General features: G+C 64.1%; 17 protein-coding genes. 12 read left to right on the top strand and 5 right to left on the bottom strand.

All coding sequences use genetic code 11. The annotated features are described in order from the left end of the window. Positions 1-24 precede the first annotated feature (24 nt). Positions 25-1,203 (top strand): ammonium transporter, encoded by a 1,179-nt coding sequence (locus ACEN2S_RS18460; RefSeq protein WP_441868861.1) that lies wholly within the window; start codon positions 25-27, stop codon positions 1,201-1,203. A gap of 6 nt (positions 1,204-1,209) precedes the next feature. Here ACEN2S_RS18460 and ACEN2S_RS18455 read toward each other — a convergent pair whose 3' ends face one another. After that, positions 1,210-1,674, bottom strand: a complete 465-nt coding sequence (locus ACEN2S_RS18455) for a type II toxin-antitoxin system RatA family toxin (protein WP_441868858.1) — start codon at positions 1,672-1,674, stop codon at positions 1,210-1,212. 93 nt (positions 1,675-1,767) lie between these two features. Between ACEN2S_RS18455 and hpt the strand changes: the two genes are divergently transcribed. The 4 genes from hpt to ACEN2S_RS18435 all read left to right on the top strand — a co-directional run bounded on the left by hpt (position 1,768) and on the right by ACEN2S_RS18435 (position 4,038). Next, on the top strand, positions 1,768-2,307 hold the full coding sequence (hpt, locus tag ACEN2S_RS18450) for a hypoxanthine phosphoribosyltransferase (protein ID WP_441868855.1): 540 nt from the start codon (positions 1,768-1,770) through the stop codon (positions 2,305-2,307). 9 nt (positions 2,308-2,316) lie between these two features. Beyond that, a complete protein-coding gene (locus ACEN2S_RS18445) occupies positions 2,317-2,865 on the top strand; it encodes a mismatch-specific DNA-glycosylase (protein ID WP_441868852.1) in 549 nt (182 codons plus the stop codon). Then, positions 2,862-3,056, top strand: a complete 195-nt coding sequence (locus ACEN2S_RS18440) for a hypothetical protein (protein WP_441868849.1) — start codon at positions 2,862-2,864, stop codon at positions 3,054-3,056. Before ACEN2S_RS18445 ends, ACEN2S_RS18440 begins: the two co-directional genes overlap by 4 nt. A 73-nt stretch (positions 3,057-3,129) precedes the next feature. After that, positions 3,130-4,038 carry a c-type cytochrome gene (locus tag ACEN2S_RS18435; protein WP_441868846.1) on the top strand — a complete coding sequence of 303 codons (909 nt, stop codon included), beginning with the start codon at positions 3,130-3,132 and terminating at the stop codon, positions 4,036-4,038. A 62-nt stretch (positions 4,039-4,100) separates the two neighbouring features. Here the strand turns inward: ACEN2S_RS18435 and lipA are convergent, their stop codons facing one another. Continuing rightward, complete coding sequence (gene lipA / locus ACEN2S_RS18430) at positions 4,101-5,054, bottom strand: lipoyl synthase (RefSeq protein WP_441868843.1); 954 nt, start codon at positions 5,052-5,054, stop codon at positions 4,101-4,103. Between the two features lie 193 nt (positions 5,055-5,247). Here lipA and ACEN2S_RS18425 point away from each other — a divergent pair, with 193 nt between their 5' ends. Continuing rightward, positions 5,248-5,796, top strand: coding sequence for a peroxiredoxin (locus tag ACEN2S_RS18425; protein WP_441868840.1), 549 nt, complete (start codon positions 5,248-5,250; stop codon positions 5,794-5,796). Between the two features lie 209 nt (positions 5,797-6,005). Here ACEN2S_RS18425 and ACEN2S_RS18420 read toward each other — a convergent pair whose 3' ends face one another. Further along, a complete protein-coding gene (locus ACEN2S_RS18420; protein WP_441868837.1) occupies positions 6,006-6,779 on the bottom strand; it encodes a 3-hydroxybutyrate dehydrogenase in 774 nt (257 codons plus the stop codon). Between the two features lie 373 nt (positions 6,780-7,152). Between ACEN2S_RS18420 and ACEN2S_RS18415 the strand changes: the two genes are divergently transcribed. The 3 genes from ACEN2S_RS18415 to ACEN2S_RS18405 all read left to right on the top strand — a co-directional run bounded on the left by ACEN2S_RS18415 (position 7,153) and on the right by ACEN2S_RS18405 (position 9,820). Then, the gene (locus ACEN2S_RS18415; RefSeq protein WP_441868834.1) at positions 7,153-8,979 is read left to right on the top strand and encodes an extracellular solute-binding protein; all 1,827 of its coding nucleotides are present in this window, start codon (positions 7,153-7,155) and stop codon (positions 8,977-8,979) included. Beyond that, on the top strand, positions 8,976-9,089 hold the full coding sequence (locus tag ACEN2S_RS18410; RefSeq protein WP_441868831.1) for an entericidin EcnA/B family protein: 114 nt from the start codon (positions 8,976-8,978) through the stop codon (positions 9,087-9,089). The genes ACEN2S_RS18415 and ACEN2S_RS18410 overlap by 4 nt, the downstream gene beginning before the upstream one ends. Positions 9,090-9,496: 407 nt before the next feature. Next, a complete protein-coding gene (locus ACEN2S_RS18405) occupies positions 9,497-9,820 on the top strand; it encodes a hypothetical protein (protein WP_441868829.1) in 324 nt (107 codons plus the stop codon). Positions 9,821-10,062: 242 nt separating this feature from the next. Here ACEN2S_RS18405 and ACEN2S_RS18400 read toward each other — a convergent pair whose 3' ends face one another. After that, the gene (locus ACEN2S_RS18400; protein ID WP_441868826.1) at positions 10,063-10,686 is read right to left on the bottom strand and encodes a helix-turn-helix domain-containing protein; all 624 of its coding nucleotides are present in this window, start codon (positions 10,684-10,686) and stop codon (positions 10,063-10,065) included. A 218-nt stretch (positions 10,687-10,904) separates the two neighbouring features. On the opposite strand from ACEN2S_RS18400, the gene ACEN2S_RS18395 reads away from it, so the two are divergent. From ACEN2S_RS18395 to ACEN2S_RS18385, 3 genes are read left to right on the top strand one after another with little or no spacing between them, the layout of a single operon-like run. Next, entirely contained in the window at positions 10,905-11,525 is a 621-nt protein-coding gene (locus ACEN2S_RS18395) for a LysE family translocator (RefSeq protein ID WP_441868823.1), read from the top strand. A gap of 4 nt (positions 11,526-11,529) precedes the next feature. Continuing rightward, positions 11,530-12,165 (top strand): DsbA family oxidoreductase, encoded by a 636-nt coding sequence (locus tag ACEN2S_RS18390; protein WP_441868820.1) that lies wholly within the window; start codon positions 11,530-11,532, stop codon positions 12,163-12,165. Then, positions 12,162-13,400, top strand: a complete 1,239-nt coding sequence (locus tag ACEN2S_RS18385) for a multidrug effflux MFS transporter (protein WP_441868817.1) — start codon at positions 12,162-12,164, stop codon at positions 13,398-13,400. Before ACEN2S_RS18390 ends, ACEN2S_RS18385 begins: the two co-directional genes overlap by 4 nt. Positions 13,401-13,524: 124 nt before the next feature. On the opposite strand, the gene mfd is transcribed toward ACEN2S_RS18385, so the two are convergent. Beyond that, complete coding sequence (gene mfd / locus ACEN2S_RS18380) at positions 13,525-17,055, bottom strand: transcription-repair coupling factor (protein WP_441868814.1); 3,531 nt, start codon at positions 17,053-17,055, stop codon at positions 13,525-13,527. Positions 17,056-17,064 lie beyond the last annotated feature (9 nt).

Genomic DNA, 17,064 nt, shown 5'->3' with positions numbered 1-17,064 from the left:
GCCGGGGCTTTTGGGGGGATTGCGATGAACGGAGCGGATACCGCGTGGATCATGGTGGCGACGGGGCTGGTGCTCTTCATGTCGCTGCCGGGGCTGGCGCTGTTTTACGGCGGCCTGGTGCGGGCGCGCAATGTGCTCTCGGTTTTCATGCAGGTCTTTGGCATCGCGGCGCTGATCTCGGTGCTTTGGCTGCTGGTCGGCTATTCCATCGCCTTTGGTGAGGCGGGGCCGCTCTGGGGAGGCCTTGCCAAGGCCGGGCTGCGCGGCATCACCGCTGACAGCCTGCATGGCACCCTGCCCGAGGTTTTGTTCTTCACCTTCCAGATGACCTTCGCGATAATCACCCCGGCGCTGATCGTCGGCGCCTATGCCGAGCGGATCAGCTTTGGCTTTGTCATGCTGTTCTCGGCGCTCTGGATGCTCGTGGTCTATGCGCCGGTGACGCATTGGATCTGGGGCGGCGGCCTGATGGCGGATGGCGGGATTTTCGGCGCCACCGGCACCCGGGATTTCGCGGGCGGCATCGTGGTGCATGAAACCGCGGGCCTTGCGGCGCTGTTGCTGGCGGTGATGCTGGGGGCGCGCCGCAACCGCACGACACCGCCGCACAGTCCCGGCCTGACGGCGATTGGCGCGGGCATGCTCTGGGTGGGCTGGTTCGGCTTCAACGGCGGCTCGCAACTCGCGGCAGATGGCCATGCGGCGATGGCGATCACCGTCACGCATCTTTCGGCCGCCGCCGCCTCGCTGAGCTGGATGGCCTGGGAGCGGATCAAATTCGGCCGCGCCTCGATGATTGGCCTCGTCACCGGTTCCATCGCCGGTCTCGCCTCGATCACCCCGGCGGCGGGCTATGTCGGGCCGCTGGAGGCGCTCCTCATCGGCGGCGTGGCGGGGGTGCTTTGTCAGGAAGCGGTCGATCTGATCCGCCACCGGCTGGCGATCGACGATACGCTTGATGTTTTTGCCGTGCATGGCGTGGGCGGCATCTTTGGCTCGGTGATGGTGGCGGCGCTGGGGCATGGCGCCTGGGTCGCGCAGCTGGGCGCGCTGGCGCTGGTGGGGGTCTATACGCTGGCCGTCACCTGGGTGCTGGCACGGGCCATCAACCTCGTGCTGCCGATGCGGGTGGATGCCGAGACGGAGCACACCGGCCTTGACCTTGGCACGCATGGCGAGCGCGCTTACGACACCGCCTCGTGAAAGATCTCAGCCCGCGCCATACAGCGCGCGGGCACGGTCCTCAAAGGCGCGGACGATCCGGCGCATCGCCTCATCAAAGACGACGCCGATCACCTTTTGCAGGATGATGTTCTTGAATTCGAAATCCACGAAAAACGCCACATCGGCACCACCCTCGGGCCGGTCGGCAAATTCCCAGTAGCTTTTCAGATATTTGAACGGCCCGTCGAGGTAATCGGTCTCGATCCGGCTGCGTTCCGGGAACAGCCGCACCCGGCTGCCAAACCGCTCGCGGAAAAGCTTGAAGGAAATCACCAGATCCGCCTCCATCACCTCGGCCCCCGCGCCCTGATCGGGCAGCGGGCGGCGCGAGCGGATGCGGGCGGCGGAATTCCACGGCAGGAATTCGGGATAGCGCGCCACATCGGCCACCAGATCATACATCTGCTGCGCGCTGTAGGGCATTACCCGGCTTTCGGCATGTGTTGGCATGGTTCCCCGTGGGTCTGGCGTGACAAGCTGCGCCCTTTTCGATAAGCCTGCCCCGGAAATCAAGGGGAAGCCCCCGGAAATCAAGAGGAAGCGATGTCGCAGCGCCCCTATGTCATTGATCAGATGATCTCCGCCAAGGCGATTGCCGCCCGGGTGGAGGCACTTGCCGCAGAAATCACCACAAAATTCAAAGATACCGACAAGCTGGTGGTCGTCGGCCTCCTGCGCGGCTCTTTCGTCTTTATCGCAGATCTGGTGCGCGAGATCGACCTGCCGGTCGAGGTGGATTTCCTCGAAGCCTCCTCCTACGGCGACAGCACCACCTCCAGCCGGGAGGTGCGCATCCTCAAGGATCTGCGCTCGGGCATCGAGGGGCGCGATGTGCTGGTGGTCGAGGATATCGTCGACACCGGCTTCACCCTCAGCCATGTGGTCGGCATGCTGAAGGCCCGCAAACCGGCGCGGCTGGAGGTTTGCGCGCTTCTGGATAAACCCGCGCGGCGCGAAGTGCCGGTGCAGGCCACCTGGACGGGGTTTGAGATTCCCGATGAGTTTGTCGTGGGTTACGGCATCGACTTCGCGCAACGCAACCGCAACCTCTCCTATATCGGCAAGGTGCGGTTCACCGACTGAGGGGGGCTGATGGCGCAAGCGGACACCGAAACCGGGGCGCATAAACTGCCCGACCGGCTTGGCCCCGGCCTTGATCTGGTGTTTTGCGGCACGGCGGCGGGGGCGGCCTCGGCCCGCGCCGGGCATTACTATGCCGGTCCCGGCAACCGTTTCTGGCCGCTGCTGGCAGAGGCGGGAATCACCCCGCGCCTGCTGCGCCCGGACGAGGATCACCTGCTTCTGGGTTGGCGCATCGGTCTGACCGATCTGGCCAAAACCGCCGCCGGGGCGGATCGCGAGATTCCCCGCGCGGCCTACAACCCGGACCGCCTGCGCGAGAGCATCCGGTCCCATGCGCCGCGCGCGCTTGCCTTCACCTCGCTGACCGCCGCCCGTCTGGCATTGGGGCAGCGGCAGGTTGTGGGACCGCTGGCGCCGCAGCCCGGGTTTGGGCCGACGCAGCTTTGGGTGCTGCCGTCGCCCTCGGGCCTCGCGCGCGGACATTTTTCGGCCGATCCTTGGCTGGCTCTGGGCCGCTGGCTGATGAAATTGCGCGAAGAAAGGCAGGCAAATATATGAATTTCCTATGGTTTGTCCGCGCCGCCCGTTGGGCCCGCAACCCGCCATCCCCCGGACGGGTCAAGCTGGTTTTCGCGGTCATCCTGTTGGGGCTGGTGATCTTTGGCCTCGACCGTGCCGGGCTCTGGCCCGATTGGGCGCGGATGGAAAAGCCGCCGCGCCACGGGGTGAAACTGATCGCCCAGCCGTGATTCCGGCCTCTGCGGTCTTGCCCGGGGCCCGCCCCTCGGTCAGACTGATCCGAGTTGGATTGGGAGAGTTTCCATGCGCAATTTTTTGATGAGCGGCGCGGCCCTCGTCCTGATCTCCGGCGCGGGCTTCATGGTGATCACCAAGCCGCAGCATGTGGACGCCGCCGCCTTTGCGGCGCTGACCCCCGATCCGGCGCATGGCAAAGAGGTCTATGATGCAGGCGGCTGCGCCTCGTGCCATTGGGCGCCGGGGGCCGAGGGGGAGGCGCGCGATGTGCTCTCGGGCGGGCAAAGCATTACCTCGGCCTTTGGCACTTTCTATGTGCCCAATATCTCCAGCGATCCGGCAGAGGGGATCGGCGACTGGAGCACCGTTGATCTGGCGAATGCGCTGGTGAAGGGCACGGGCCCGGCGGATGAACATCTCTACCCGGCGCTGCCCTATGCCTCTTACACGCATATGGTGCCGCAGGATGTGGCGGATCTGCGCGCCTATCTGGCCACCCTGCCCGCCGACCCCACGCCGAGCAAACCGCATGAGATCGGATTTCCGTTCAACATCCGTGCCTTGCTGGGCGGCTGGAAGCTGCTTTACCTCAAGCCAGACTGGGTGGTCACCGGCCCGCTGACGGCAGAGGAAGAGCGTGGCCGCTATCTGGCCGAGGGGCCGGGCCATTGCGGCGAATGCCACAGCCCGCGCGATGCTTTGGGCGGGATCGACCGCAGCCGCTGGCTGGCAGGCGCGCCGAACCCCTCTGGGCGCGGCCGCATCCCCAACATCACGCCGGGCGGCCTCGACTGGACCAAAGATGACATCACCGAATATCTGACCTCGGGCTTCACCCCGGATTTCGACTCGGCGGGCGGTGAGATGGTCTATGTCATCGACCATTTCGCGCTCTTGCCCGAGAGCGACCGGCAGGCGGTGGCGGCCTATCTGAAGAAGGTGCCCGCCGTGGAAACCCAGCCCGGCGATGGCTGACGAAAAACCCCCGGTCGCCACAGGCGCCGGGGGTTTCCCTTCAACTTCAGCGATATAGGGCGTCAGCCCTGCGCGAGCTTGGCCATCCGCGCATCGCGCAGCCGCGCGAAATCATCGCCCGCGTGATAGGACGAGCGGGTCAGCGGCGTCGCCGAGACCATCAGGAAGCCTTTGCCATAGGCAGCGGTCTCATAGCTTTTGAACTCGTCCGGGGTCACAAAACGATCCACGCGGTGGTGCTTTGGCGTCGGCTGCAGATATTGGCCGATGGTCAGGAAATCGATGTCGGCGGCGCGCATGTCATCCATCACCTGCAACACGCCCTGCCGGTCTTCGCCAAGGCCCACCATGATGCCGGATTTGGTGAACATGCTCGGGTCCATCTCCTTGACCCGCTGCAACAGCCGCAGCGAGTGGAAATAGCGCGCGCCCGGCCGCACCTCGGGGTAAATTCCCGGCACGGTTTCCAGATTGTGGTTGAACACATCGGGCTTGGCCCGAACCACCACCTCGAGCACCGACGCATCGGCGCGGATGAAATCCGGCGTCAGAATCTCGATCGTCGTGCCCGGCGATTGCTTGCGCACGGCGCGGATGGTCTGGGCGAAATGCTCGGCGCCGCCATCGTCAACGTCATCGCGGTCGACCGAGGTGATCACCACATGCTTCAGCCCCAGCTTTTTCACCGCATCGGCAACCCGGCCCGGCTCGAACACATCCAGAGCCGAGGGCGGCTTGCCGGTGGCGATGTTGCAGAAGGTACAGGCGCGGGTGCAGACCTCGCCCATGATCATCATCGTGGCGTGGCCCTGGCTCCAGCATTCGCCGACATTGGGGCAGCCCGCCTCTTCGCAGACGGTGACGAGCTTATGTTCGCGCATGATGTCGCGGGTTTCTTTATAGCCCTGCGAGGTCGGCGCCTTGACGCGGATCCAGTCGGGCTTTTTCGGCTGCGCCTGATCGGGCTTGCGGGCCTTTTCGGGGTGACGTTCGGACGGAATCTTCAGGTCGCGCACGGCATGTTCCTTGTCACAGATCGCCCTCTTGATAGGCGTTTGCGCATCAAAACGCAACGCAGGCCAGATGTGCATCCGGCGCAAGGCTCAAGGCGCAAATTTCTGCACCGCAGCGCGTTGACCTTCCCCTTTGCTCGGGTATAGCCATGGGCGAAACCTGCCCCTCCCCGGGCCCGAAACGATGAGGTACATCATGATTCCGGGTATGAAACTCCCCTCGGTCACCTTCCGCACCCGCGTGCGCGACGAAAGCATCGGTGGCCCGAACCCCTACCGCTGGGAAGACCTGACCACCGAAGATTATTTCGGTGGCAAACGTGTGGTCCTCTTCGCGCTGCCGGGCGCCTTCACCCCCACCTGCTCGACCTTCCAGCTGCCGGGCTTTGAAAAGGGCTTTGCCGATTTCCAAGCCGAAGGCATCGACAGCATCTATTGCCTCAGCGTCAACGACGCCTTTGTGATGAACCAATGGGCCAAGGCGCAAGGCCTTGAAAACGTGAAAGTCATCCCGGATGGCTCGGGCGAGTTCACCCGCCGCGTCGGCATGCTGGTGCGCAAGGACAACCTGGGCTTTGGCCTGCGCTCCTGGCGCTATGCCGCCATCATCAACGATGGCAAGGTCGAAGCCTGGTTTGAAGAGCCGGGCCTGTGCGACAACCACGGCGAAGATCCCTATGGCGTCTCGTCGCCCGAAAACGTGCTGAACTGGCTGAAAGACGCCAGCCGCGAACAGGCCGCCTGATCCAGACCGGATCTGCGCCCCAAAAAGGTCGGGGGGCCGTCTGCCCCCCGGCTTTTTCTGCGAAAAAGCGCCCCCCGAGGATATTTTCACCGAAGCAAGCCCGGGGGGGCAGAGCCTGCGCCTCTCCCCCTTGCCTTTCTTCTTGGCCAAAATACCTCGGGGGAGTCGCCGTCAGGCGACGGGGGCAGCGCCCCCTTCCCGGTTCGGGGTCACAGCGCCGTCCAGCCGCCATCCACCGAGATTGTGGTGCCGGTGATCTGATCGGCCGCCGCCGAGCACAAGAACACCACCGTCCCGCCCAGCTGCTCCACCGTGGCGAATTGCTTCGAGGGCTGCCGGTCGAGCATGACCTCCTTGATCACTTCCTCGCGGCTCATGTTATGGGTCTTCATCTGATCGGGGATCTGCGCCTCGACCAGCGGGGTCAGCACATAGCCCGGGCAGATCGCGTTGCAGGTGATCGGCACTTCGGCCGTCTCCAGCCCCACGGTTTTCGTCAGCCCGACGATCCCGTGTTTCGCCGCCACATAGGCCGATTTGAACGGGCTCGCCGTCAGGCCATGCGCCGAGGCGATGTTCACCACCCTGCCCCAGCCTTTTTCGCGCATCCCCGGCAGGGCTGCCGCGATGGTATGGAAGGCCGAGCTGAGGTTGATGGCGATGATCGCATCCCATTTTGCGACCGGGAAATCCTCGATCGGCGCCACATGCTGGATGCCCGCATTGTTCACCAGAATGTCGCAGCCGCCGGCCTTTTCGACCAATGCCCGGCATTGATCGCCCTTGGACATATCGGCCTGAATATAGCGCACCTGCACGCCGAATTCGGCAGCCATATCGGCGGCGAGTTTGTGATCTTCATCGCTGTCGGTGAAGGAATTCAGCACAACCGACGCACCGGCGCGGGCCAGTTCGCGGGCAACGCCCAGCCCGATCCCCGAATTCGATCCTGTGATGATTGCGGTCTTGCCTGCCAGGGTCATGTGATTCCCTCCTATGCTGCATCTGCAAAGACATTACGCCGAGAAACCCTTTTGGCCAGCACCGGGTTCCTGCCTTCAAGATTTTGTGTGCAGCCTATACTTTTGCCCCATTGGCAGCGGGCTGGCCAAGGGCGTTAACTGTCGTTAATCCGCATTTGACCAAAAAAAACGCCCGCACAAGGCGGGCGCTAAGTCATGAGGCAGGTTTCATACAGGCAAGAAACCTATCGAGCAGTGAGATCTTTATAGGCGTTTTGCGAAGCCTCTTCCAGTTAAAAGTTTGCAAGACCGTCTGAGCAAAGCTAGCTTCGCGCCTGAAATCACAAGAAATATGGGGATTGTCGCGATGCAGGCGCCAGAGTTTTTCCGTCAAATGACGCCTTTTTCACGGGCTTTTGCCGTGTTGGCGGTGACGCTCAGCTGTGGCTTTGCGCCTGTGGCGGCGGGGGCTGATTCTCCCCGCCACGGCATTGCGATGGCGGGCGACCCGGCCCTGCCCGCCGATTTCACCCATCTGCCCTATGCGAACCCGGAGGCGCCGAAAGGCGGTCGCATCCGTTTCGGGGAATCGGGCGGCTTTGATTCGACCAATCCCTTCATCCGCAAAGGCCGCGCCGTGACCGGCGTCACCAACTATACGGTCGAGACGCTGATGGCGCGTTCGCTGGACGAGCCCTTCACGCTCTACGGCCTGCTGGCCGAAAGCATCCAGACCGATGCCGCGCGCAGCTATGTCGAGTTTACCCTGCGGCCCGAGGCGCATTTCTCGGATGGCAATCCGGTGACGGTTGAGGATGTGATCTGGAGCTATGAGACGCTGGGCACCGTGGGCGTCGGCGCGCCGCGCTATCTGGGTGCCTGGAGCAAGGTGGCCAAGATCGAACAGACCGGCGCGCGCAGCCTGCGCATCACCTTCAATGCGCCGGACCGCGAGATGCCGCTGTTGATGGGGCTGCGCCCGGTGCTGGAAAAGGCGCAATGGGAGGGCAAGGACTTTGCTGAAGCCGCGACGGTGGTGCCGATCGGCTCTGGCCCCTATACGATCGACACGGTCGATATGGGCCGCACCGTTGTCTACAAGCGCGATCCGAACTGGTGGGGCAAGGATCTGCCGTTCAATCAGGGGCTGCACAATCTTGATGAAGTGCGCTTTGATTATTTCGGCGATGGCGGCGTGGTGTTTGAGGCGTTCAAGGCGGGCGAGCTGGACAGCTGGCGCGAGGTGAATGCGGCGAAATGGGAACGGGACTTCAGCTTTCCCGCCGTGACCTCGGGCGCGGTCCTCAAGGCCGAGATCCCGCATTCCCGCCCCTCGGGCATCACCGGGCTGGTGTTCAACACCCGCAAACCGATCTTTGCCGATTGGCGCGTGCGCGAGGCGCTGACGCTGGCCTTCAATTTTGAATTCATCAATGCCACGCTGAACAACGGGGTCGAGCCGCGGATCACCTCGTATTTCTCGAACTCCGATCTGGCCATGGACCATGGCCCGGCGACGGGCAAGGTGGCCGAGCTGCTGGCCCCCTATGCCGCCGAGCTGATCCCCGGCACGCTGGAGGGTTATGACCTTCCCGTCTCGGATGGCAGCGAGCTGAACCGAGGCAACACCCGCAAGGCGATCAAGCTTCTGACCGAAGCGGGCTGGACCGCCGATGCGGCGGGGATTTTGCGCAATGCCTCCGGACAGGCCTTTGATTTCGAAATCCTCTTGGCGCAGGGTGCCAGCGAGACGCAGCAGGTGGTCGACATCTATGTGGAGGCCCTGCGGCGTCTGGGCATCACCCCGCGCATCGAAACGGTGGACAACGCGCAATTCATCCAGCGAACCAATGCCTATAACTTTGACATGAGCTGGATCCTGCGCTCGCTCTCGCTCAGCCCGGGCAATGAGCAGAACCTCTATTGGAACTCGGCCGGGGTCAGCGCGCCCGATAGCAGAAATGTGATGGGGGTGAACCAGCCGGCGGTGGATGCGATGATCACCAAGATCGTGACCGCCGAAAACCCCGAGGATTACAAGGCCGCCGTGCAGGCGCTGGACCGGTTGCTGACCGCCGGGCGCTATGTGATTCCGATCTGGTATTCGAAAGTGTCGCGGCTGGCCTATGCCCGGGATCTTCACTATCCCGACCGTCTGCCGTTATATGGGGACTGGCCCGGGTTCCAACCGGACGTCTGGTGGTTTGAGGCAGAGAAATGAAGAAACTGATCGTGATCGCAATGATGATGGCACTGGCTGGCTGCAACACTGTGGCGGGCATGGGCGATGATGTCGCGGGTGGCGCCCGCACCGTGCAAAGCTGGTTCTGACCGCGCGCGGCGCGGCGGCGCCACATCAGGCGCCGGAGCGCTGCCCGCGCTCTTGCAGGGCACGTTCTGGCAGGGCGTGTTCTGGCCGTACGCGTTAGGGCTGTACGCGTTGGGGCTGGGCGGGTGCCAGGCCGCACGCTCCCGGCGGACCGGGGCGCTACCGGCCCCGGGGTGTCTCTGGGGCAGAATTGCGCCTGAATGCCGGTTCTCGCGCTGCGATGCGGCGGCCCCTCTGCGGGCCGGGCGGCGCGCGCGAAGAAAACCGGGCCTGCCGGGAACCACAACAAAGCCTTCGCGTTTTTCATTTGCAATTTAACGCCTTGGCCGCAGAATAGGCGGGCATGGGCGGGCGCGCGACTGTATACGGCCCGCGAGGGCCGCGCTCAAAGATCCGGGAGGAGCCTCAGATGAAATGGCAACATGTGCAGGAGAACTGGTCCGCATTCTACGATGCGATCACCGAACGCTGGCCTGCCGCGGATGAGGCCGAACTCGATGAAATCGACGGCGATCAGCGCGCTTTCATCGCCTATATCGCAGGGCTGGAAGAGCAGGAAGCCGCTGAAGCCCGCGAAGACATCCGCGATTGGCTGACGGGCGAACTGCCCTCGGATGTCGTGATGGACCCCCGGCATGACAATCAATCCATCGCCAATTCCGCCAAATATCTGGGCGAAGGCGAGGATGAATATGACGATGATTCCAAATTCGGCGATGACGACGCGGAGTGAACGGGCAGCCTGAGCGGGCCTGATCGGCGGTACGTTCAACGGAATATCACGCGCGAGGTGGCGGATGGGGCCGCCGCGCGCGTTTTGTCTGCGCCTGGGGTGGGCCGGGCCTTTGGGGGCGCTGCCCCCGGCGGCTGGCGCCGCCTCCCCCGAGGTATTTTCGCCAAGAAGAAAGCGCGGGTCCGGCGGTGGACGGAGGTTGCGGGGCGCGGGTTTCGGGGTCGGGGTGTGTTTCCGGCGGGTCAGGTCAGCGAGGTGACCCAGAGCACCAGCGCATCTTCTTCGCCGGTAGAGATCAGGTTGTGGCCCATGCTGGCGTCGTAATAGGCGCTGTCGCCGCGCCGCAGATCGACGGGTTCATAGAATTCAGTGAAGAGCCGCGCGGTGCCGGTGAGGACATAGAGAAATTCCTCGCCGTCATGGCGGACCCAGCCGCCGAATTCCTCAAACTTGCGGGCGCGGATGCGGGCGCGGTAGGGCAGCATCTGTTTGCGTGTGAGACTGTGGGCCAGAAGCTCGTGCTCATAGGTGGTGGTGATATGCGCCTGGCCCTCGCCGCTTTTGGTGGTGGTCATCCGCCCCATGACCTGTCCGCGCGAGGGGGGCGTGAAGAGTTGCGGGACGGAGATTTCCAGCCCCTCAGCCAGTTTTTTCAGCGCCTCATAGGTGGGCGACATCTGGCCATTCTCGATTTTGGACAAAGTTGAGCGTGCCAGCCCCGCCTGAACCGCCGCCTGCTCCAGCGTCCAGCCGCGCGCCTTGCGCAATTCGCGTACCCGTACCGCAAGATCCACCGGCTCGGGCACGGATTCGCTGCCGTTTTCGCGGGCAATCCGGATGATCCTGGTCTGTTCGATCTCGCCCATGGCTCTCTGGCTCCGTTCTCTCTCATGCATTGTGCACCGGCGGGCCGGGCTGCGGGAGCGTGCCTGCGCGCGCGCGCCGGGCTTGCAACGATCCGGCGTGAGGCGTAGCAAAAACCGATGTGCTCTGTCCATGCCGATCCCTGTGCACTGTTCCGCTCTTTGTGGCGGTGGTGGCGGGGCGGCGGCTGACAAGGCGGCCCTGTCCGGAGGCTTTTGCCATGAGTTTTGAATTTTGGCTGGTCTTTGTGCTCGCCGCCCTCGCCCTGTCGCTGACGCCGGGGCCAAATGCCCTGCTCTGCCTGGATCACGGCGCGCGTCTGGGGGCGCGGCGGGCGGTCTGGACGGCCTTGGGCTCGGTGCTGGGCATGTGGGCGATGGTGGGCATCTGTCTGGCCGGTCTCGGTGCGGTGATGGCCACCTCCGAGATCCTGTTTCGCGCGGTGAAATGGGCGGGGGGCGCCTATCTGATCTGGCTGGGGCTGCGCCTGTGGCGGGCGCCGGGGTTTGCCGGGGCGGAGGCGGTGGCACCCCCGCGGGTGCAGGCGGCGCATCGCGGTTTCGTGCAGGGGTTGATGGTGATGCTGTCGAACCCGAAGACCTTATTGTTCTTTACCACCTTCCTGCCGGTCTTTATGACACCGGGCGCAGGTTTCACGCATGAATTTCTTCTGCTGGGCGGCACGCTCGCCGTGGTTGAACTGGCGGTGGAGCTGACCCTTATTCTGGCCGCGGCGCGTCTGGCGCCCTGGCTTGCCCGTCACGGGCGCATTTTCAACCGCATCACCGGCGGTGCCTTTGTCGGCATCGGTGCGCTGGTGGCGCTGGCCGCAAAGGACTGACCCCATGATCCGTCTGGATATTTTCGCAGATCCCACCTGCCCCTGGTGCTATATCGGCAAGGCACATCTGGACCGCGCGCTGGAGGCCCGGCCCGAGCATCCCTTTGCGGTGGAATGGCATCCGTTCCTGCTCAACCTCGGGATGCCGCCGCAGGGGATGGACCGTATCGAATATCTCGAGGCGAAATTCGGCGGTGCCAAGGGCGTGCTGAAATCCTATGGCCCGGTGGTCGAGGCCGCCGAGGCCGCCGGGATCGAGATGAACCTGCCCGCGATCGAGCGGACGCCGAACACGATTGACGCGCACCGCCTGATCTATTGGGCGGGGCTGGAGGGCAAGCAGACGCGGATGCTCTCGGCGCTGATGCGCGCCTATTTCCGCGAGGGCAAGGACATTGGGGAACCCGCCGTGCTAACTGATATTGCAGCGGCACAGGGCATGGAGCGGGCGCTGGTGGTCCGGCTTTTGGCCAGTGATGCCGACCGTGACCTGATCCTGTCGCGCGATGCGCATGCGCGCGAACGTGGCGTCAACGCCGTGCCGACCTATATCGTCGCCGAGACGCATGTGGTTTCGGGCGCGCAGCCCAGCCAGCTTTGGACGCAAGTGATTGACGACTTGAAGGGAACATCCCAATGACCGCGAATTTGACCTCGGAGGTGACGGCCGCGGCGCCGCCCCTGCGCAAGCAGCCGAGCCTGTTTGAATTTACCGCCATGTTGGCGATGCTGTTTGCCACCGTGTCGTTTTCCATTGATGCCATGCTGCCCGCCCTGCCCGAGATTGGCGCGGCGCTGAGCCCGGACAATCTGAACAAGGCGCAGCTGGTGCTGACCGCCTTTGTCTTTGGCATGGGGGCGGGTACTTTCTTTGCCGGGCCGCTCTCGGATGCCTTTGGCCGCAAACCGGCGATTGCCGGAGGCGTGGCGCTCTATGTGCTGGGGGCGCTTCTGGCGGCCATGGCGCCGACGCTCGAGATGATGCTGCTGGCGCGGTTCATTCAGGGCCTGGGCGCCGCGGGGCCGCGGATTGTGGGGCTGGCCATGGTGCGCGACCAATATTCGGGGCGCGAAATGGCGCGGGTCACCTCTTTCGTGATGATGATCTTCATGCTGGTCCCGGCTGTGGCCCCGTCCATCGGGCAGCTGATCATTCATCTGTCGGGATGGCGCGGGGTGTTTCTGGCCTTTATCGTCTTTGGCCTCAGCGGGCTGCTTTGGGTCAGTCTGCGCCAGCCCGAGACATTGGAGCGCCCGCATCGCCGGCCGCTGCATCTGGCCACGCTGGTCGCGGCGGCGCGCGAAGTGCTGAGCAACCGGGAAGTGGTGATCTACACCATGGTGATGACCTTGGGTTTTGCGCAGATGTTCGCGATGATTTCCTCGGCGCAGCAGATCTTTGACGTGACCTATGGCCGGGGCGAGAGTTTCCCGCGCTGGTTCGCGCTGATGGCGGTGATTTCGGGCGTGGGCACCATGCTGAACGCGAAATTCGTGATGAAGCTGGGCATGCGGAAAATCGTCAGCTGGGCCTATCTGATGCAGGTGGTCTCGGCCGGGCTGATGCTGGCGCTGACGCTGGGCGACGCGTTGTCTCCCGCGCTGAAATTCCCGGTGTTCTTCATCTGGGCGGTCAGCCTGATGTTCATGGCCGGGGTGACCTTTGGCAATCTGAACGCGCTTGCCTTGCAGAAAATGGGCCATATCGCCGGGATGGCGGCCTCGATCGTGGCGGCGATTTCCACGGTGTTTGCGGTGCTGATCGCGGCGCCGATCGGGCTGATGTTCAATGGCACCCCGGTACCGCTGGTCTCAGGCGCGTTGATCTGTTCGGCGCTGGCCTGGCTGCTGATGCGGCAGACCGAGGAGTTTTGACCGCAATCCGCGCGCCCGGCATTGCGTGCGGAAGCCTCCGGCGGGGATATTTTGAACGAAGCAAAGGGCGGGGCCAGTGCGGTCCTGCCCTTTGTTTTTATCGGTTTCGGCGTCCTGTGCTGCGTTAGCGGCGCGGTTTGGGGGCGGGCTTGACGGGTGCCGGGCGTGAGGCGGGGCGGTTGTCACTGGGCTTGGCCGTCGCTGGTTTTGGCGCGGCGGGTGTGGTTTTGGCCTTTTCCGCCAGATCGCGGGCCACGGCAAAGGCGCCCTTGATCTTGTCGGCCTCATTGGTCCAGTCGCGGCGGATGCTGATCTTGTTGTTGACCACTTTCGCCATGCCGCGCTCGGCGGTCAGGTAATCGACAAGACCCGCCGGATTGGGGAATTTATCCTGATGGAACTGCACGGTGCAGCCCTTGGGCCCCGCATCCATCCGTGCGATATGGGCGCGTTTGCACATCGCCTTGATCCGCATCACAACGAGCAGCGTGTTCACCTCGCGCGGGACCGGACCGAAACGGTCGATCAGCTCGGCGGCAAACCCCTCCATCTCGACCTTGGTGGTCAGCGTGGAGAGGCGGCGGTAGAGGCCGAGGCGGATGTCGAGATCGGGGATATAACTCTCCGGGATCATCACCGGCACACCAAGGTTGATCTGCGGCGCCCATTGGCCGCTGTCTTCGGGGCCGGAGATCTCGCCGGATTTGATCTTGGCAATCGTGTCTTCCAGCATGGATTGGTAGAGCTCGAACCCCACCTCCTTGATATGGCCCGATTGTTCCTCGCCCAGAAGGTTGCCGGCGCCGCGCAGGTCAAGGTCCTGGCTGGCCAGGGTAAAGCCCGCGCCGAGGCTGTCGAGGCTGCCCAGAAGCCGCAGCCGTTTCGTGGCTTGCGGCGTCAGCGGCATCCGGGGTTTGGTGGTCAGATAGCAATAGGCACGGGTTTTCGCCCGGCCGACCCGGCCGCGGATCTGATAGAGTTGGCTGAGGCCGAACATATCCGCCCGATGCACGATCATCGTATTGGCGGTGGGAATGTCGAGGCCGCTTTCGACGATGGTCGTGGCCAGCAGCACGTCATATTTACCGTCGTAGAAGGCGTTCATCCGGTCATCGAGCTCGCCAGCCGCCATCTGCCCATGCGCGGTGATAAAGGTCACCTCGGGGACATGGGTGGTCAGGAATTCCTCGATCTCGCGCAGATCCGAGATGCGGGGAACCACATAGAAGCTCTGGCCGCCGCGGTAATGCTCACGCAACAGCGCCTCGCGCACGGTGACCCCGTCGAACTCGGAGACATAGGTGCGGATCGCCAGCCGGTCGACCGGCGGCGTGCCGATGATCGAGAGGTCGCGCACCCCGGTCAGGCTCAGCTGCAGCGTGCGCGGGATCGGCGTCGCGGTCAGGGTGAGGACGTGAATCTCCGCCCGCATTTCCTTCAGCCGCTCTTTATGCCCAACGCCGAAATGTTGTTCTTCGTCAATCACAAGCAGGCCGAGGTTCTTGAACTTCACCCCCTTGGCCAGCACCGCATGGGTGCCGATGACGATATCGACCGACCCATCCGCCAGCCCCTCCCGCGTGGCATTGGCATCCTTGGTCGAGACGAAACGCGACAGCGGCCGCACGGTGATCGCGGTGCCGCGGAACCGCTCGACAAAGCTGTTGTGGTGCTGACGCGCGAGGAGCGTGGTGGGCGCCACGACGGCCACCTGCATCCCGGCTTCGGCAGCGACAAAGGCCGCGCGCATCGCCACTTCGGTCTTGCCAAAACCCACATCGCCGACCACCAGCCGGTCCATCGGATTGCCTGCCGCGAGGTCGGTGACCACATCCTCGATCGCGGTCAGCTGATCCTCGGTCTCCTGCCAGGGGAAACGCGCGGCGAAGGCCTCCCATTCGTGATGCGGTGCCTCGAGGATCGGCGCCGCGCGCAGATGACGCTCGGCAGCGACCCGCATCAGACGCTCGGCAATCTGGCGGATGCGTTCCTTCAGCTTGGCCTTTTTCGCCTGCCATGCCCCGCCGCCAAGCTTGTCGAGAAGCCCCTCTTCATGGCCATAACGGCTGAGAAGTTCAATGTTTTCAACTGGAAGATAGAGACGGTCGCCGCCCGCATATTCCAGCCAGACGCAATCATGCGGCGCCCCGAGCGCGGTGATCGTCTCAAGGCCCTTGTAGCGGCCGACGCCGTGATCGACATGGACCACCAGATCCCCCGCCGAGAGGCTCTGCGCCTCGGTCAGGAAATTATCCGCTTTGCGCTTTTTCTTCGGGCTGCGGATCAGCCGGTCGCCCAGCACATCCTGCTCCGAGATCACCGTCAGCCCTTCGGCCTGAAAGCCCTGATCGAGCGCCCAGATGCCAAGGTAGATGCCGCCCTTGCCTTCGGGGACATCGCGGATGTCGCGGATGGGCGTGGCGCCCTCGATCCCCTCATCCTCCATCAGGCCCTTCAGACGCTCGCGCGCGCCCTCGGACCAGGAGGCGATGATCACCTGCCCTTCGCGGCGGCGCGCATTCACATGATCGGCCATCGCCTTGAAGAGGCTGACGTTTTCCAACTGACGCTCGGGGGCGAAATTGCGGCCGATGCGGCCTCCGGCGTCGAGAACTCCGGGGCCGGTCGCCTGCGGCAGCACCGCCAGCCGCAGCGTGCGGTGCGGCGCGAGGGCCGCATTCCAGGCGGCCTCATCCATATACAGCAGATGCGGCGCGGCGGGTTTATAGACCGAATCCACCCGGTCACGGCGCTTCATCGCCTCGGCGCGGGTGTCGTATTGATCGAGGATCGACTCCCAGCGCGCAATCCGTTGCGGTTCGACCTGATCGTCCACCGTCACCGTGGCCTGCGGCAGATAGTCGAAGATCGTCTCCAGCCGGTCGTGAAAAAAGCCCAGCCAATGCTCCATCCCCGCCTGTTTGCGGCCCGCCGAAATCGCCTCATAAAGCGGATCTTCGGCGCCGCCCGAGCCGAATTCCACCCGGTAATTCTGCCGGAAGCGGGTGATCGACGCTTCATCGAGGATCACTTCCGAGACCGGGGCCAGTTCCACCGCCGTCATCTTTTCGGTGGTGCGCTGGGTCACGGGATCAAAGCGGCGCGCGCCATCCAGCACATCGCCGAAGAGATCGAGCCGGACGGGCCCGGATTCCCCCGGCGGGAAAATGTCGATGATGCCGCCACGAATGGCATAATCGCCGGGCTCAGACACGGTGGAGGTTTGCGAAAAACCCATATGCACGAGGAAGTTGCGCAAGGCAGCTTCATCAATCCGGCCGCCGACTTTCGCCACAAAGGACGAGGCGCGCAGCAGGTCGCGCGCGGGCAGCCGCTGCATCGCCGCCGAGAGCGTGGTCAGCAGGATGAAATTTCCCGGCATCCCCGCTGCCAGCGCCGCCAGCACCGCCATCCGGTTGGCCGAGACCTCGGGGTTGGGCGAAACGCGGTCATAGGGTTGGCAATCCCAGGCCGGGAAGCTCAGCACCACCGCCTGCGGCGCCAGAAAGGCCAATGCTGCCCGCATCGCCTCCAGCCGCCGGTCATCGCGCGCGATATGGAGGACGGGCGTGCCCTTGGCCCATTCCCGGGCCAGGATACGCGCGTCAAAGCCCTCGGGGGCGCCGGATAGGGTGAAATGGTTCGCCTGCATCATGCCTCCGAC

Origin of the sequence: Phaeovulum sp. W22_SRMD_FR3 (assembly GCF_052113705.1) — a bacterium.
GTDB lineage: Bacteria > Pseudomonadota > Alphaproteobacteria > Rhodobacterales > Rhodobacteraceae > JBGQOG01.
Note: the sequence above shows the minus strand (reverse complement) of the source record. Positions and strands in the feature narration are given on the sequence as shown.

Bases quoted from the DNA above. Each gene is read 5' to 3' on its own strand.
- ACEN2S_RS18455 (WP_441868858.1), bottom strand. From the start codon at position 1,674: ATGCCAACACATGCCGAAAGCCGGGTAATGCCCTACAGCGCGCAGCAG.
- ACEN2S_RS18385 (WP_441868817.1), top strand. From the start codon at position 12,162: ATGACCGCGAATTTGACCTCGGAGGTGACGGCCGCGGCGCCGCCCCTG.
- ACEN2S_RS18425 (WP_441868840.1), top strand. From the start codon at position 5,248: ATGATTCCGGGTATGAAACTCCCCTCGGTCACCTTCCGCACCCGCGTG.
- ACEN2S_RS18400 (WP_441868826.1), bottom strand. From the start codon at position 10,686: ATGGGCGAGATCGAACAGACCAGGATCATCCGGATTGCCCGCGAAAAC.
- hpt (WP_441868855.1), top strand. From the start codon at position 1,768: ATGTCGCAGCGCCCCTATGTCATTGATCAGATGATCTCCGCCAAGGCG.
- ACEN2S_RS18390 (WP_441868820.1), top strand. From the start codon at position 11,530: ATGATCCGTCTGGATATTTTCGCAGATCCCACCTGCCCCTGGTGCTAT.
- ACEN2S_RS18460 (WP_441868861.1), top strand. From the start codon at position 25: ATGAACGGAGCGGATACCGCGTGGATCATGGTGGCGACGGGGCTGGTG.
- ACEN2S_RS18395 (WP_441868823.1), top strand. From the start codon at position 10,905: ATGAGTTTTGAATTTTGGCTGGTCTTTGTGCTCGCCGCCCTCGCCCTG.
- ACEN2S_RS18410 (WP_441868831.1), top strand. From the start codon at position 8,976: ATGAAGAAACTGATCGTGATCGCAATGATGATGGCACTGGCTGGCTGC.
- ACEN2S_RS18435 (WP_441868846.1), top strand. From the start codon at position 3,130: ATGCGCAATTTTTTGATGAGCGGCGCGGCCCTCGTCCTGATCTCCGGC.
- ACEN2S_RS18445 (WP_441868852.1), top strand. From the start codon at position 2,317: ATGGCGCAAGCGGACACCGAAACCGGGGCGCATAAACTGCCCGACCGG.
- ACEN2S_RS18405 (WP_441868829.1), top strand. From the start codon at position 9,497: ATGAAATGGCAACATGTGCAGGAGAACTGGTCCGCATTCTACGATGCG.
- mfd (WP_441868814.1), bottom strand. From the start codon at position 17,055: ATGATGCAGGCGAACCATTTCACCCTATCCGGCGCCCCCGAGGGCTTT.
- ACEN2S_RS18420 (WP_441868837.1), bottom strand. From the start codon at position 6,779: ATGACCCTGGCAGGCAAGACCGCAATCATCACAGGATCGAATTCGGGG.
- ACEN2S_RS18415 (WP_441868834.1), top strand. From the start codon at position 7,153: ATGACGCCTTTTTCACGGGCTTTTGCCGTGTTGGCGGTGACGCTCAGC.
- ACEN2S_RS18440 (WP_441868849.1), top strand. From the start codon at position 2,862: ATGAATTTCCTATGGTTTGTCCGCGCCGCCCGTTGGGCCCGCAACCCG.